General features: G+C 70.5%; 12 protein-coding genes, 1 tRNA gene and 1 other RNA gene. 4 read left to right on the forward strand and 10 right to left on the reverse strand.

What is annotated here, in order from left to right:
* Positions 1–21 precede the first annotated feature (21 nt).
* On the reverse strand, positions 22–1,515 hold the full coding sequence (locus ACZ6NZ_RS16475) for an MFS transporter (protein WP_465858829.1): 1,494 nt from the start codon (positions 1,513–1,515) through the stop codon (positions 22–24).
* Positions 1,516–1,622: 107 nt separating this feature from the next.
* On the opposite strand from ACZ6NZ_RS16475, the gene ACZ6NZ_RS16480 reads away from it, so the two are divergent.
* On the forward strand, positions 1,623–2,261 hold the full coding sequence (locus tag ACZ6NZ_RS16480) for an HNH endonuclease family protein (protein WP_465858830.1): 639 nt from the start codon (positions 1,623–1,625) through the stop codon (positions 2,259–2,261).
* Entirely contained in the window at positions 2,255–2,644 is a 390-nt protein-coding gene (locus ACZ6NZ_RS16485; protein ID WP_465858887.1) for a hypothetical protein, read from the forward strand. The genes ACZ6NZ_RS16480 and ACZ6NZ_RS16485 overlap by 7 nt, the downstream gene beginning before the upstream one ends.
* A gap of 24 nt (positions 2,645–2,668) precedes the next feature.
* On the opposite strand, the gene ACZ6NZ_RS16490 is transcribed toward ACZ6NZ_RS16485, so the two are convergent.
* From ACZ6NZ_RS16490 to ACZ6NZ_RS16520, 7 genes are all read right to left on the reverse strand, one after another.
* Entirely contained in the window at positions 2,669–3,772 is a 1,104-nt protein-coding gene (locus ACZ6NZ_RS16490; protein ID WP_465858831.1) for an ABC transporter ATP-binding protein, read from the reverse strand.
* Positions 3,769–4,782, reverse strand: a complete 1,014-nt coding sequence (locus ACZ6NZ_RS16495; protein ID WP_465858832.1) for an ABC transporter ATP-binding protein — start codon at positions 4,780–4,782, stop codon at positions 3,769–3,771. Before ACZ6NZ_RS16495 ends, ACZ6NZ_RS16490 begins: the two co-directional genes overlap by 4 nt.
* 8 nt (positions 4,783–4,790) lie before the next feature.
* The gene (locus tag ACZ6NZ_RS16500; protein WP_366612328.1) at positions 4,791–5,753 is read right to left on the reverse strand and encodes an ABC transporter permease; all 963 of its coding nucleotides are present in this window, start codon (positions 5,751–5,753) and stop codon (positions 4,791–4,793) included.
* A complete protein-coding gene (locus tag ACZ6NZ_RS16505) occupies positions 5,750–6,754 on the reverse strand; it encodes an ABC transporter permease (RefSeq protein WP_366612330.1) in 1,005 nt (334 codons plus the stop codon). The genes ACZ6NZ_RS16500 and ACZ6NZ_RS16505 overlap by 4 nt, the downstream gene beginning before the upstream one ends.
* Before the next feature lie 85 nt (positions 6,755–6,839).
* A complete protein-coding gene (locus tag ACZ6NZ_RS16510) occupies positions 6,840–8,501 on the reverse strand; it encodes an ABC transporter substrate-binding protein (protein WP_465858833.1) in 1,662 nt (553 codons plus the stop codon).
* Between the two features lie 313 nt (positions 8,502–8,814).
* Positions 8,815–9,408, reverse strand: a complete 594-nt coding sequence (gene recR, locus ACZ6NZ_RS16515) for a recombination mediator RecR (protein ID WP_210780747.1) — start codon at positions 9,406–9,408, stop codon at positions 8,815–8,817.
* A gap of 8 nt (positions 9,409–9,416) precedes the next feature.
* On the reverse strand, positions 9,417–9,725 hold the full coding sequence (locus tag ACZ6NZ_RS16520) for a YbaB/EbfC family nucleoid-associated protein (protein WP_007466279.1): 309 nt from the start codon (positions 9,723–9,725) through the stop codon (positions 9,417–9,419).
* A gap of 202 nt (positions 9,726–9,927) precedes the next feature.
* Between ACZ6NZ_RS16520 and ACZ6NZ_RS16525 the strand changes: the two genes are divergently transcribed.
* Complete coding sequence (locus ACZ6NZ_RS16525; RefSeq protein WP_465858834.1) at positions 9,928–10,605, forward strand: DUF998 domain-containing protein; 678 nt, start codon at positions 9,928–9,930, stop codon at positions 10,603–10,605.
* A 53-nt stretch (positions 10,606–10,658) separates the two neighbouring features.
* Here ACZ6NZ_RS16525 and ACZ6NZ_RS16530 read toward each other — a convergent pair whose 3' ends face one another.
* Together ACZ6NZ_RS16530 and ffs are read right to left on the reverse strand one after the other, a co-directional pair.
* The gene (locus tag ACZ6NZ_RS16530; protein WP_465858835.1) at positions 10,659–13,832 is read right to left on the reverse strand and encodes a DNA polymerase III subunit gamma and tau; all 3,174 of its coding nucleotides are present in this window, start codon (positions 13,830–13,832) and stop codon (positions 10,659–10,661) included.
* A 204-nt stretch (positions 13,833–14,036) separates the two neighbouring features.
* Positions 14,037–14,126: signal recognition particle sRNA small type (gene ffs, locus ACZ6NZ_RS16535), an RNA gene on the reverse strand.
* A gap of 82 nt (positions 14,127–14,208) precedes the next feature.
* On the opposite strand from ffs, the gene ACZ6NZ_RS16540 reads away from it, so the two are divergent.
* Positions 14,209–14,293, forward strand: a tRNA-Ser gene (locus ACZ6NZ_RS16540).
* The last annotated feature ends 190 nt before the right edge of the window (positions 14,294–14,483 follow it).

Here is a 14,483-nt window from a genome sequence, read left to right on the forward strand (position 1 = left end):
CGACACCCCCGAGGTGGCTTCCTACTTCGGGGGTGTCGCGGCGGGCAGTGAGTGGCAGGGCTGGGACGGCGGGGCCTTCCGGGGCGGCCGGTGGACCAGCACGAGGGCCAGCAGCGCGCCGGCCACGAGCAGCCCCGCGCACCATTCCATCGCGCCTCGGAACGCGTCGGTCAGCTCGGCCTTCTGCTCGTACCCGCCGCCGGAGAGCCCGACCAGCAGCGGCAGCGCCGCCACCGCGAGCAGGCCGCCGGCGCGCGACGCGGCGTTGTTGAACCCGCTGGCCACCCCGGAGAACCGGTCCTGCACGGCGGCCAGCACCGACGCGGTGAGCGGTGCCACCACCAGGGTCAGCCCGATGCCGAAGAGCAGCACCCCGGGCAGCACGTCCCGCCAGTACGACGCGCCCGGCCCGACGCCGCGCAGCAGCAGCAGGCCGACCGCGGCGACCACCGGGCCCACGGCCAGCGGCAGCCGTGGGCCGATCCGGGCGGACAGCGCGCCGGCGCGCGCGGAGCCGACCAGCAGCAGCAGGGTCATCGGCAGCAACGCGATGCCGGTGCGGAAGGCTGACCAGCCGACCACGTTCTGCAGGTAGACGGCGAAGAAGAAGGTGAAGCCGCCGAGCGCCGCGTAGACGACGACGGTGAAGATGTTCAGCACCGAGAAGAGTCGGCTGCCGAACAGCCCGGTGGGCAGCATCGCGGCATCGCCACGCCGGCGTTCCAGCAGGACGAAGGCCACTGCGGAGAGCACCCCGACCAGGGCGGCGATCAGCACCTCGGCGGAGTCGAACCCGCGGGCCGGCGCGTCGATCAGGGCGTAGGTGACGCCGGCGAGCGCGAGCGCTCCGAGCAGGGCTCCGGCAACGTCGAACCGCCGTCGGGTCCGATTCGGCCCCTCGGTGCGGGAGGCGCTCTCGTCCCGGCTCTCCGGCACCCAGCGCAGGGCGGCCAGCACCACGAGCACGGCGATCGGCAGGTTGAGGAAGAAGATCCAGCGCCAGGAGAGCGCGTCGATCAGCCAGCCTCCGATGAACGGCCCCAGCGCGGTGGAGACCCCGGACAGCCCGGCCCACGCACCGATCGCCCGGCCCCGGTCGTCGGGATGGAAGCTCGCCTGGAGCACCGACAGCGACCCGGGCGTGAGCAGCGCGCCACCGGCGCCCTGGAGGAACCGGGCGGCGATCAGCATGCCGGTGTCCTGGGCCAGCCCGCAGAGCACGGAGGCGGCGGTGAACCAGAACACGCCGATGAGGAAGATGCGTCGCCGGCCGAAGCGGTCGCCCAGCGCGCCGCCGAGCAGCACGAACGCCGCCAGCATCAGCAGATAGCCGTTGATGGTCCATTGGAGATCGGCAACGTTCGCGCCAAGGTCCTGCCCGAGTTTCGGCAGTGCCACGTTGACGACGGTGCTGTCGAGGAAGACCATTCCAGAGGCGAGTACGGCGGCGAGCAGCGTGCCCCGGCCGGCGGTCGTGCCCATCCGGAGGGCGGTCGCCGGTACGGGTGCGGTCATCCCACCAATCTGCCTTGCATCATGTGGGAGACGCCACGAAACGCCGAAACCGTTCCCGGGTACTGTGCGCAATCGCCGGGAGCCCCCAAGCTGGAGAGGTGTCGTCTGTGCGTACCAGATCAGGACCGCGAGCGGCGGTGGCCGTGCTCACCGCGGCGCTGGCGCTCGGCGTGGGTGGTTGCGTCCCGCCGGATGAACCGACCACGCCGCCGTCGAGCGACGGCGGCAACGCCGCTGAGCAGTTGAGTCAGCTCAGCGTCGCTACCGCCGGCTCGATGAAGGGCTACAGCCGGGAGCGTTTCCCGCACTGGCGGGACACCGGCAAGAACTGCGATATCCGGGACAGCATCCTCCAGCGCGACGGCAAGGACGTGAAGCTCTCCGGCTGCAACGTGGTCGGTGGGCGCTGGGAGAGCGTGTACGACGGCCGCAGCTTCTCGGATCCCTCCGACGTGGACATCGACCACATGGTGCCGTTGGCCAACGCGTGGCGCTCGGGTGCCGACGAGTGGGACAACGCCAAGCGCGGCGATTTCGCCAACGACACCACCCGTCCGCAGCTTTTCGCGGTTTCCGCCTCGTCCAACCGGGCAAAGGGTGACCAGGACCCGTCGCAGTGGAAACCGGCAAACCGGTCTTACTGGTGTAAGTACGCCCAGGACTGGGTGACGGTCAAGCACTACTGGAAGCTGACGGTGACCAGCGCCGAGAAGTCCGCCCTGACCGACATGTTGGAGGGCTGTTGAGTGGGGAGCGATTCGTGACCGCCGCCGGGGAGAGCGGCCCGTCCGCCGCCGGTATGACCGCGGACGGTGCCGCCGAGACTCCCGCCGCCATGCCGGGCGCCGGCATGGTCGCGGATTCGAGCGGGGCTGCCGGCCCGCAGAACCGCACCACCGACATCGTGCCCGGCCCCGGCGGCGTGATGACCGACGAGGTCGGCGTCGTCACCGGTGACCTGACGCTGCGCACCGAGTACGCGGACGGCAAGGTCACCCTGCGGGTGCAGTACAAGGACGCGGACGAGTGGTACGCGGTGACCGGCACGTCGGTCACGCTGGCCGACCCGGCCGGGCTGGACGCGGTGCACGGCGTCGCGGTGGGGCTGCTGAACCGCCCCGAGGGCTGACGGAGGCCGGCACCGCGTCCAGTCTCAGACGTACGAGCCGGGCTCGGTGGGCGCGGAGACCACGCCCGGCGCGTCCCCCTCGCCCTCGGGTCGGACGATCTGCGCGCTGACCCCGTGCGGGCGCAGTTCGCCGCTGGCAATCTGCTCCGCGAAGTGGCAGGCCACCCGGCTGCCGCCGATGTCCCGCAGCACCGGTCGCTCGTCGGCGCAGCGGGTGGGCTGCGCCCACGGGCAGCGGGTGTGGAAGCGGCAGCCCGACGGCGGGTTGGCCGGCGACGGCAGGTCACCGGCGAGCAGGATCCGCTCCCGGCGGTCCTCCACGTCCGGGTCCGGCACCGGCACCGCCGACATCAGCGCCCGGGTGTACGGGTGCAGCGGCTCGGTGTAGAGCCGGTCGCTCGGCGCCTCCTCCACCAGCGCGCCCAGATACATCACGCCGACCGTGTCGGAGATGTGCCGGACCACGGCAAGGTCGTGCGCGATCACCAGGTAGGTGAGCCCCAGGCTGTCCTGGAGTTCGTCCAGCAGGTTGACCACCTGGGCCTGGATCGACACGTCGAGCGCCGAGACCGGCTCGTCGGCGACGATCAGCTCCGGCCCGAGCACCAGCGCGCGGGCGATGCCGATGCGCTGCCGCTGCCCGCCGGAGAACTCGTGCGGGTAGCGGGAGAGCGCCCAGCGCGGCAGCCCGACCGCGTCCAGGGTCTCGCCGATGATCCGTCGACGGTCGGTGCGGTCGGTGCCGATCCCGTGGGTCTGGAGGCCCTCGGTCAGGATCGACTCGACGTTCTGCCGAGGATCGAGGCTGGACATCGGGTCCTGGAAGATCATCTGCATCCGGCGACGCATACTGCGCAGCTTGCCCGACGGCAGCGTGGTCAGCTCGACGCCGTCGAAGCTGACCTCACCGGCGGTCGGCGGGGTGAGCTGGAGCAGCGCCCGGCCCAACGTGGACTTGCCGCAGCCGGACTCACCCACCAGGCCGTACGTCTTGCCGCGCGCGATGCTCAGGTCGACCCCGTCGACGGCCTTCACCTGGCCGACCACCCGGTCGAAGAGCACCCCCCGCTTGATCGGGAAGTGCACCTTCAGGTCGCGCACCTCGACGAGGATCTCGTCGTCACTCACGCTGTTTCCTCCTCGCGCGGGGCGGGCACCGTGCCCGGCAGCGGCTCCGGGTTGACGCACCGGTAGCTCCGTCCGTCGTGCGCGTGCACCAGCTCCGGCGGCTCACCCACACACTCGTCGAGCCGGCGGGCGCAGCGCGGGGCGAAGGCGCATCCGTCCGGCCACGGCAGCAGGTCGCGGACCGAACCGGGAATCGGGTTGAGCTTCTCGCCCCGCCCGGCGTCCAGGCGCGGCACCGAGCCGAGCAGACCCACCGTGTACGGGTGACGCGGCTGACGGAACAGCGGACGACGGCGGGCCGTCTCCACCACCCGGCCGCCGTAGAGCACGTTGACGGTGTCGCACATGCCGGCCACCACGCCCAGATCGTGCGTGATCATCAGCAGCGCGGTGCCGGAGTCCCGGACCAGCTCCTTGAGCAGCTCCAGGATCTGGGCCTGGATGGTGACGTCCAACGCGGTGGTCGGCTCGTCGGCGATCAGCAGCCGAGGCTGGCAGGCCACCGCCATCGCGATGAGCGCCCGCTGGCGCATCCCACCGGAGAGCTGGTGCGGGTACTCCTTGAGCCGCCGTTTCGGGTCGGGGATGCCGACCCGGTCCAGCAACGCCGCCGCCTCCTTCGCCGCGGCCTCGCCCTTCATCCCCCGGTGCCGGGTGAGCACCTCGGTCACCTGCAACCCGATCGGGATCACCGGGTTCAACGAGGAGAGCGGGTCCTGGAAGATCATCGCGACGTCCCGGCCGCGGATGTCCCGCCGCGACCGGTCGTCGAGCTGAAGCAGGTCGGTGCCGTCGAAGACGGCCTTGCCGCCGACCCGCAGGCCGGGCTGCTTGGGCAACAGGCCCATGATCGCGAGCGAGGTGACGCTCTTGCCGCAGCCGGACTCGCCGACCAGGCCGACGACCTCACCGGCGTCGACCGAGAAGGACACCCCGTCGACGGCGTGCACGGTCCGCTGGCCGCGGCGGGCGAACGTGACGGAGAGGTCTTCAACTTCGAGCAGTGCCATTACTGGGCCTACTTCCGCAGCTTCGGGTCGAGGGCCTCACGCATCGCCTCACCCAGCAGGGTGAAGCCGAGCGCGGTGATGATGATCGCGACGGCCGGGTAGATCGCCAGTGACGGCCGGATGCCGAGGTACTGCTGCGCGTCGGCGAGCATGACCCCCCACTCCGGTACGGCGGTGTCCGGGTTGCCGAGACCGAGGAAGGAGAGCGCAGCGGCCTCGATGATCGCGGTGGCCAGGGTCAACGTGGCCTGCACGATCACCGGGGCGAGCGAGTTGGGCACCACGTGGGTCAGGGCGATCTTGGACTTCTTGACGCCGAGCGAGGTCGCCGCCAGCACGTAGTCGCTGTTGGCCTGGGAGATCATCGAGCCGCGCAGCAGCCGGGCGAACACCGGCACCGAGACCACGCCGACCGCGATCATGACGGTGGTCAGGCTGGCCCCGAGCAGGGCGGCGATGCTCACCGCCAGCAGCAGGCTCGGCATCGCCAGCAGCATGTCGATGAAGCGCATCAGGGTGGTGTCGATCCACCGCCCCCACCGGCCACCGAGGCCGGCCGCGGCACCGGAGATGCCACCGATCAGCGCGCCGACCGCCAGACCGATCAGGGTGGAGACCACGCCGACCAGCAGGGTCTGGCGGGCGCCCACGATCATCCGGCTGAACTCGTCCCGGCCCTGGTGGTCGTAGCCGAACCAGTGGTCGCCGTTCGGGCCGGGGATGACACCCGGCTTGATCAGCCCCTCCCGGATGCCGATCGTGTCCGTCGCCGCGTACGGCACGAGGAACGGGCCGACCACCGCGACCAGTACGAAGATCGCCAGGATGACCGCGCCGACGATGGCGGCAGGGTTGCTGCGCAGTCGTCGGAACGCCTCCTGCCAGAGACTGACGCCCCGCTCGTCGTCACGGGCGGCCAGTTCGGAGAGCCGGTCGATCTTTTCGCGCTTCTTGCCCGGGCTGAGTGTCATCGCACCCTCACCCTCGGGTCGATGAAGCTGTAGGAGAGATCGACCAGGAGGTTCACCAGCACGTACACCACCGCGATGATCAGGATGAAGCCCATCAGCACCGGATAGTCGCGTTGGCCGATGGCCTCGGCGACGAACGCTCCGATGCCACTGAAGGCGAAGACGGTCTCGGTCAGCACGGCGCCGGAGAGCAGGCCGCCAGCGAGCAGACCGATCGAGGTGGCCACCGGCAGCATCGCGTTGCGCAGCACGTGCCGGCGACGGACCGTCTGCTGGGTCAGGCCCTTCGCCTCGGCGGTGCGTACGAAGTCCTCGTTGAGCACCTCCAGCACGCTCGCCCGGGTGATCCGGACGATGATCGCCAGCGGGATGCTCGCCAGCGCGATGGCCGGTAGCACCAGATGCCAGAGGGCGTCGGCGGCGGCGTCCCACTCACGGGTCATCAACCCGTCGAGGACGAAGAAGTTGGTGACCCGGGTCGCCCCGAGGGTCGGGTCCTGCCGGCCGCTGGACGGGAACCAGTGCAGGTTCTCCGAGAAGATCGCCTTGAGCACGTAGCCCAGGAAGAAGACCGGGATGCAGATGCCGATCAGCGAGCCGCCCACGGACGCGTGGTCCAGGAAACGGCCGCGACGGCGGGCGGCCAGGTAGCCCAGGGGGATGCCGACGCCGATCGCGATGATCATCGCGGTGATGGTCAGTTCGACGGTGCCGGGGAAGCGCTCGATGAACTCCGTGGTGACCGCCCGCTTGGTGGAGGTCGAGGTGCCCAGGTCGAGCTTGATCATCCGCCGTACGAAACGGCCGTACTGCACCAGGATGGGCTCGTCGAGCCCCATGTTGCGGCGGATCGCGGCCCGCATCTCGGGGGTGCCGCGCTCGCCGAGGATGGCGGTCTCGGGGCCGCCGGGAAGTCGGCGGAGCCAGATGAAGAGCAGGAGGGAGAGCCCGAACAGCGTGGGTATCAGCTGAAGCAGGCGCCTGACGATGAACCGGAACACGGCGGCCTCGAAGGGGTGCGGAGGGTTGCGGGCGGGCGCTGTGCGACAGCGCCCGCCCGCGTTCCTTGCTGCGTCAGATCAGGACTTACTTGAACTCGGCGGTGGAGAACCGCTCGTCGGTGAGCGGGCTCGCCTTGACGCCGGTCACGTCCTTGCCGAACACGATCGCCGGCGGCGAGTGCGAGATCGGCACACCCGGCAGGAAGTCCATGATGGACTTGTTCAGGGCCTTGTACTTCTCGGTCCGGGCCGCGATGTCGGCGGTGGTGTCCGCGTCCTTGAACTGGTCGAACAGGGCCTTGTTGTTGAAGCCCCACTCGTCCTTCGGCCGGTCGAAGAAGGTACCGATGAAGTTGTAGGCGTCGCCGTAGTCACCGGTCCAGCCCAGGAAGTGGATGTCGTGCTTGCTACCCGAGGTGGTGGCGTTCAGGTAGTCCGGGCTCCACTTCAGCGGGATCGCCTCGACGGTGATGCCAACGGCCTTCAGGTCCGCCGAGAGCAACTCGAAGATGTCCTTCGGGTTCGGCATGTACGGCCGGGTGACCTCGGTCGGGTAGTGGAACTTCAGCGTCAGGTTCGACGCGCCGGCCTCGGCCAGCAGCGCCTTCGCCTTGGCCGGGTCGTAGGTGTACTTGGTGACCTCACCGTTCCAGCCCTCGACGGTGTCCGGCATGAAGTTGTCGGCGACCTTGGCACCCGGCGGCAGCTTGGAGGTGACCAGCTGCTGACGGTTCAGGGCGTACGCGATGGCCTGCCGGACGCGGATGTCGGCGAGCTTCGGGTTGCCCTTCTGGTTGATCGCCAGGTAGAGCACGTTGAACGCCGGGCGGGTGAGCATGTTGAAGCCCTCGGACTTCAGCGGCTCGACGTCGGCCGGGCCGACCAGGTCGTAGCCCTGGATGTCACCGGAGCGCAGCGCCTGCTTGCGGGCGTTCTCGTCCGAGATCGTCTTGAAGATGAGGGTCTTCAGCTTGGCCTTGGCGCCCGAGTAGTCCTCGTTGCGCTCCAGGGTCAGCGTCTTGTTCGCGACGTCCCAGGCCTTGAACTTGAACGGGCCGGTGCCGGTCGGGTGCTCCGTCGCGTACGACGGGTACTTGATGTCCTCGGCGGTGCCGGCGACGTTGCTGGCGTCGAACTCCTGCAGCGCCTTCGGGCTGTGGATGGAGAACGACGGGAGCATCAGCGCGGCCGGGATCTTGCTGGAGACCCGGGTGAAGGCCAGGTCAACAGTGGTGGCGTCCTTGGCGGCGCAGGACTTGAAGAGGCTCGGCGGGAGATCCGCGTTCTCGTTCTTGGCGAAGCCGCCCATGACGTCCTGCCAGTACGCGGTCACGTCCGGGCTCTGCATGAGGCCCTTGGCGTTGTACCAGCGGTCGAAGTTGGCGCAGACGGCCTCGGCGTTGAAGTCGGTGCCGTCGTGGAACTTCACGCCCGAGCGGAGCTTGAAGGTCCAGGTGGTGCCGGCGGCGTCCGGGGTCCAAGACTCGGCCAGGCCGGGGGTGACCTTGGTGCCACCCTCCTCCGGTCGGACCAGGGTCTCGAAGACCTGACGCGCGACGCGCAGCGACTCACCGTCGCTGGCGAAGCTCGGGTCGAGCACCTTCGGGTCTCCGGCGACGCCGAAGACGAGGGTGTCCTTCTTGCTACCGCCGGATTTGTCGTCGCGGTTGCTCTCGGCGCAGCCTGCTACCGCGAGGGCCGCGACCGCGATGGCCGCGATCGCGGCCTTCGGCCTGGGTGCACGCATGTGTGCTTCACCTCGTCCTTGGGGGTACGGACAACGTGGTGACAGGGGTCACCGATGGCGGTGACCATAGCTCCCGATGCGTCCACCCGGAAACCGCTGAGTGGACGGTTGGTATCGGATCGTGCCTCAACCGCCGCTTGACATTCGATTCTTAGGTAAACAGCGGCAAAAACCGATCAATCAGCACCCGCGATGCCAAACTGTTACGTCGAACAGCCCCGATGAGGGCACAGGTGTCAGATCATTTCCGGGCAGAGACGCAGCGGTGGCCGGCACCCACACGGGTGCCGGCCACCGGCCGTACGTCAGGCGATCAGACCGCGCGGCGCCCCTCGAAGGCCCGGCCGAGGGTGATCTCGTCGGCGTACTCCAGATCGCCGCCGACCGGCAGCCCGCTGGCCAGCCGGGTCACCGAGATGCCCATCGGCTTCACCATCAACGCCAGGTAGGTGGCTGTCGCCTCGCCCTCGGTGTTCGGATCCGTGGCCAGGATCAGCTCCCGAACCCCGCCACCACCGAGCCGGATCATCAACTCCCGGATGCGCAGGTTGTCCGGGCCGATCCCCTCCAGCGGATTGATCGCCCCACCCAGCACGTGGTAGCGACCGCGGAACTCACCCGTCCGCTCGATGGCCACCACGTCCTTGGGCTCCTCCACCACGCACAGCACCTCTTCGGTGCGACGCTGGTCGCGGCAGATCCGGCACTGCTCGGACTCGGCCACGTTGTAGCAGGTAGTGCAGAAGCGCACCAGCTCCTTGACCTTGCGCAGCGCGCCGGCCAGCCGGTTGACGTCGGCCGGATCCGCCGAGAGGACGTGGAACGCGATCCGCTGAGCGCTCTTCGGACCCACGCCCGGCAGCCGACCCAGCTCGTCGATCAGATCCTGGATGGCACCTTCGTACATCTGCCGGCTCAGAAACCGGGCAGGCCGAGGCCGCCCATGCCGCCGGCAACCGGGCCCATCTTGCGCTCGGTCAGCTCCCGGGCCGCCTCGGCGGCGTTGTGCACGGCCGCGACGACCAGATCCTCCAGCGTCTCCACGTCGTCCGGGTCGACGGCCTTCGGGTCAATCTTGATGGCCTTGAGCTCACCGGAGCCGGAGACCGTCGCGGTGACCAGCCCGCCGCCGGCAGTGCCGGTCAACTCGGCCTCGGCCAACTCGGCCTGGGCGGCGGCGATCTGCTGCTGCATCTTCTGCGCCTGCTTCAGCATCTGCTGCATGTTCGGCTGTCCACCTGGGCGCACGGGATGGCTCCTTCTCGCACTCGTCTGCTCGACCGCCGCTCAGCCTATCCGCTGGGACCGACCTCGCCCCGCCCGGTGCGTCCGCCCACGCCGAGGCTTCGGGGTACGGCTACCCCTACCCCGAACCGGCCATCTGCTGGTAGTGCGCCCAGACCCGTCGCACTGGTCTGCTCAAGGCATGAACCTCAACCGCACCGGCCGGATCGGCGCACTGTGCTGGCTCGCGGCCGCGCCCGTCTTCCTCGTCGCCAGCCTGATCACCGGTCTACGGTGGCGGGAGCCGACCTACAGCTGGGCCATCCACAACATCAGCGACCTCGGCAACGCCCACTGCGGCGTCTGGGACACCACCCGCCCCCGCTACGTCTGCTCGCCGTGGCACCCACTGATGAACACCGCGACACTGGCCACCGCCGTCCTGCTCGCCGGCGGGCTCCTGCTGACCTGGCGGGTTCTCGGCCGCGGCCCGGTGGTGCGCACGGCCCAGACACTCCTACTGCTGGCCACCGGCGGATACGCCCTCGTGGGCCTCTACCCGGCCGACGTGGCCGAGAACCCGCACGTCCTCGGCGCAGTCCTGATCATGGGAATGGGCAACATGGGCCTGCTCCTCGCCGGCTTCGCACCAGGCAGCACGACGCTCGGCACATGGCGACGACTCACCCTCACCGCCGGGCTCATCGCGCTGGCCGGAACGACACTGTTCGCCGCCCAACAGGGCCTGGGGCTCGGAGTAGGCGGCATGGAACGAGTAGCAGTACTCCCGTTCCCCCTCTGGGCCTGCGCCCTGGGCGTCCTGCTAGCCGAAACCCACACCCCCCAACCACGCGATCTTGCACTTTCTGTCCCAACATAAGGGGCATTCCACACAAGACGACGACCGAAACTGCAAGATCGACGGCACGGGGGTTAGCGGGCGTCGATCTCGTTGATTTTTTCGGCGCCGAAGGTCTCTCTGAGGAGGCGTACCGCCTGCTCCTCGCTGGACTCCCGGGCGGTCTTCTCGTCGATGATCTCGTCCAACGGCTCGTCGCCCGGGTCGAACCCCTCGAAGGCCGGGGTCGCCGCCGGTGCCGCGCCGCCGGGCCGGCCGCCGGCCCGCGCCGGGCCGTCGAAGTCCGGGTCGTAGGGCGGCTCGCCGGCCCATTCGGCGTCCGCGACGGGCCGGGCTGCCGCTCCGGTACGCGCACCGCGCCCCGCCGCCGCCGCGCGAGCCGCGGCGATGGCGCTGCTCACCGGTGCGCCACCGGCTGTCGCCGGCTGCCGGGCCGCCGGTGTCGGGTTACCCCGCCCACCCGCGTTACCGCTCCCGGCCGCCGCCCCGGGCCCACCCGAACCACCGGGTCCGGCACCGTTCGGACCACCGCCGTTGGTGCCGCTGCCGTTCGGGCCGCTGCCGTTCGGGCCGCTGCCGTTGGTGCCGCTGCCTATTCCAGCGTTACCGCTTCCGGCACTCCCGTACCCGGTGCTGCCGTTCGCGCCGGTCGACGCCGGCGCGGAGTGCGGGCTCGACTCGTTTCCAGTCGACGCGCCGCCAGGTCGGGCGGCCTCCGGCCAGTCCTCGTCATCTGTAGCCTCGGCGGCGAGGCCGCCACCGCCGGGACGGGCCGCCTCCGGCCAGTCGCCGTCGTCGTCCGCCGCCGGGGCGGACGGCGCTGCACCGTGACCACCAGCGCCGTGACCGGTGGAACCCGCTCCGACATCGGCACGCGAAGCCGAACCGGCAGCGCCGCTCGGGTTCGCGGCGGTCGGCGAGGAGGCGCTCGTCGGACCGGCGGCGGTCGGGGCGTTGGGTCGCCCACCTCCAGGCACGGCGGAGTTCGCACCTGGCGATACGTCCGAGCCCGACCCGGTGGTCGGGCCGGACGCGGCGTTTGAGCCCGGTGCAGCGCCGAAGCCCGGCGCAGCGCTCGAACCTGGCGCAGCGGTCGAGCCAGATGTGTTCGACCCTGACGCCGCATTCGAGCCAGGTGCGGCGTTCGAGCCAGGCACGGGGTTCGAGCCAGGTGCGGCGCCCGAGCCGGGCGCGGGGTTCGAGCCAGGTGCGGCGCCCGAGCCGGGCGCGGGGTTCGAGCCAGGTGCGGCGCCCGAGCCGGGCGCGGGGTTCGAGCCAGGTGCGGCAGTCGAGCCCGGTCCGGCTGGCGGAGCGCTCGTCGGGCCTGCGGCAGTCGGGTTCGTCGCGGCGGGCGCGTCGGACGAGGGCGCGGCGGGGCGGGGCGGGGCGGTCTGCGGTGCGCGTGACGAGCCGGACAGCGACACGCCACCGCGCTCGCCGGCCACCTCGCACCGGATCTGCCAGCGCCCGCCCAACTCCTCGTAGAGCGCGTCGGTGAGCACGGCCGCGTGGTCGGCCATCATCTTGGCCAGCACCGTGGACTTCACCGTCAGCACCAGCATGTCGCCGTCGAGTTCGCGGACCACCGCGTCGCGCATCAGGGCGGCGATCCGCTTGTTGGTCCGGTTGACCTTGCCGACCACGTCGGGCCAGACGCGACGGACCGCTACCGCGTCCAGCGCGGCGGCCGGCGCTCCGGGTCGGGGCGGCGCGGGCGTGGCCGGGTCGGGGAGCACCGCCGACGGTGGCACCACGCGACGCGGGGCCGGGCCGGCGGGTGAGACGGGTACGGCCTGGTCAGCGGTTGCCGGACCGGCTGACGAGCCGGGGGACGCCGGGATCGGCGAGTCGGCCGGCGAGACGTACGAGGCCGGTGCGCCGGAGGTCGGGGTGGGTGCCTCGGTGACCGGGGCAGCCGGGGCGGGAGCGCCCTGGGCCGGGGACGCCGTTGGGTCGACGTCCCACGGCGGTGCCGAGGTAGGGGCGTTCGCGGGTGCTGGGGTGGCGGCAGCCGGGACCGGGGTGGCTGGCTGTGGGCGTACCCCTGGGTGGTTGGTTGGCGCGGCCGACGGCGCGTCGCCGCCGCCCAGGGTGAGCCGGCGTTCCATCCGCTCCAGGCGCTGGAGCAGGCCGCCGGTGGAGTCGTCCGCGCCGGGCAGCAGCATCCGGGCGCAGATCAGCTCCAGCAGCAGGCGGGGCGCTGTGGTGCCGCGCATCTCGACCAGGCCGTTGTGCACGATGTCGGCGCAGCGGGAGAGCGTGGCCGAGCCGAGCTGCGAAGCCTGGGCTGCCATCCGCTCGATCTGGTCGGCCGGGCCGTCGATCAGACCCTTCGCGGCGGCGTCCGGCACCTGCTGGATCACGATCAGGTCGCGCAGCCGTTCCAGCAGGTCGGAGGCGAACCGGCGCATGTCGTGCCCGGCCTCGGCGACCCGGTCGACGGTGGCGTACGCGGCCGCGCCGTCACCGGCGGCCAGCGCGTCGCACATCTCGTCGATCAGCGCCGAGTCGGTGACCCCGAGCAGCGCGACGGCTCGGGCGTAGCTGACCCCCTCCGCGCCCGCGCCGGCGATGAGCTGGTCGAGCACGGAGAGGCTGTCCCGCATGCTGCCGCCACCGGCGCGGACCACCAGCGGAAAGACCGCCGGCTCGACGGCGACGCCCTCGGCCTGGGTGAGCTGTTCCAGGTACGGGCGGACCACCTTCGGCGGAAACAGCCGGAACGGGTAGTGGTGGGTCCGCGACCGGATCGTGCCGAGGACCTTCTCCGGCTCGGTGGTGGCGAAGATGAACTTGACGTACTCCGGGGGCTCCTCGACCAGTTTGAGCAGGGCGTTGAAGCCCTGGGTCGAGACCATGTGCGCCTCGTCGATGATGTAGATCTTGAAGCGGCTGTTGGCCGGCGCGAAGAAGGCGCGCTCGCGCAGCTCACGGGCGTCGTCGACACCGCCGTGGCTGGCCGCGTCGATCTCGATCACGTCGATCGACCCGGCGCCGTCGGCCGCCAGCGAGCGGCAGGAGTCACACTTGCCGCACGGCTCGGGCGTGGGGCCCTGCTCACAGTTGAGCGAGCGGGCCATGATCCGGGCGCTGGTGGTCTTGCCGCAGCCACGGGGGCCGGAGAAGAGGTAGGCGTGGTTGAGCCGTCCGCTGCGCAGCGCCTGCGACAGCGGCTCGGTCACGTGCTCCTGACCGATGACCTCAGCGAAGGTACGCGGCCGGTACTTGCGGTAGAGCGCCAGCGTCACTCGTCCCGCCTCCTCTCGACCGAGCCATTCTGCGCCGGTCGGGCGCGGGTGACCACCCACCACCCCGGGGCGCCTGAGCCTTCAGCCTTGATCGACCGGGCCACCAGGGCTTGATCGACTCGGCTTCCTGGAAACCGCGGTGTCCGCATGGCCGGGACACCGCGACATCAGGGATGCCGAGTGGATCAACCGGCCCACAGACAAAAAGGCCTCCCGTGCACCCGGCAGAGCTCGCTTATCCTTGCTGCCTTCCGGCCCTGGGGAGGTTCACGAGATACCGCCGCACGGGAGGTGACGCCCAGCCTACCCGACCGCCTGTCGATCTTCAGGGGGTGGTGGGGTGGCCCGGCCGGGACGGGCCTGTATCCTGGCTCGCGGAGGATTCGCCTAGAGGCCTAGGGCGCACGCTTGGAAAGCGTGTTGGGTTTACACCCTCACGAGTTCGAATCTCGTATCCTCCGCTCGCTGAGCAGCACCAACGACAGGGCCGGCCCCACGGGGACCGGCCCTGAGTCGTCTCTGCGCCACCCTCGTATCAGTACCCCCGCTTCGACCCACGAGCCAGACTTGCTCCGCGGCCGCCAGCAAACTCTCCGCATACGCATAGGCCTCTGGTTGAGTGAGATCTTCTCACTGCGGAGCGACAAACTG

The sequence above is a fragment of the Micromonospora sp. NPDC047756 genome (genome assembly GCF_055587245.1).

Coding starts and splice junctions, on each gene's coding strand:
- recR (WP_210780747.1), bottom strand. CDS start 9,408: ATGTACGAAGGTGCCATCCAGGATCTGATCGACGAGCTGGGTCGGCTG.
- ACZ6NZ_RS16495 (WP_465858832.1), bottom strand. CDS start 4,782: ATGGCACTGCTCGAAGTTGAAGACCTCTCCGTCACGTTCGCCCGCCGC.
- ACZ6NZ_RS16510 (WP_465858833.1), bottom strand. CDS start 8,501: ATGCGTGCACCCAGGCCGAAGGCCGCGATCGCGGCCATCGCGGTCGCG.
- ACZ6NZ_RS16500 (WP_366612328.1), bottom strand. CDS start 5,753: ATGACACTCAGCCCGGGCAAGAAGCGCGAAAAGATCGACCGGCTCTCC.
- ACZ6NZ_RS16525 (WP_465858834.1), top strand. CDS start 9,928: ATGAACCTCAACCGCACCGGCCGGATCGGCGCACTGTGCTGGCTCGCG.
- ACZ6NZ_RS16520 (WP_007466279.1), bottom strand. CDS start 9,725: ATGCAGCAGATGCTGAAGCAGGCGCAGAAGATGCAGCAGCAGATCGCC.
- ACZ6NZ_RS16475 (WP_465858829.1), bottom strand. CDS start 1,515: ATGACCGCACCCGTACCGGCGACCGCCCTCCGGATGGGCACGACCGCC.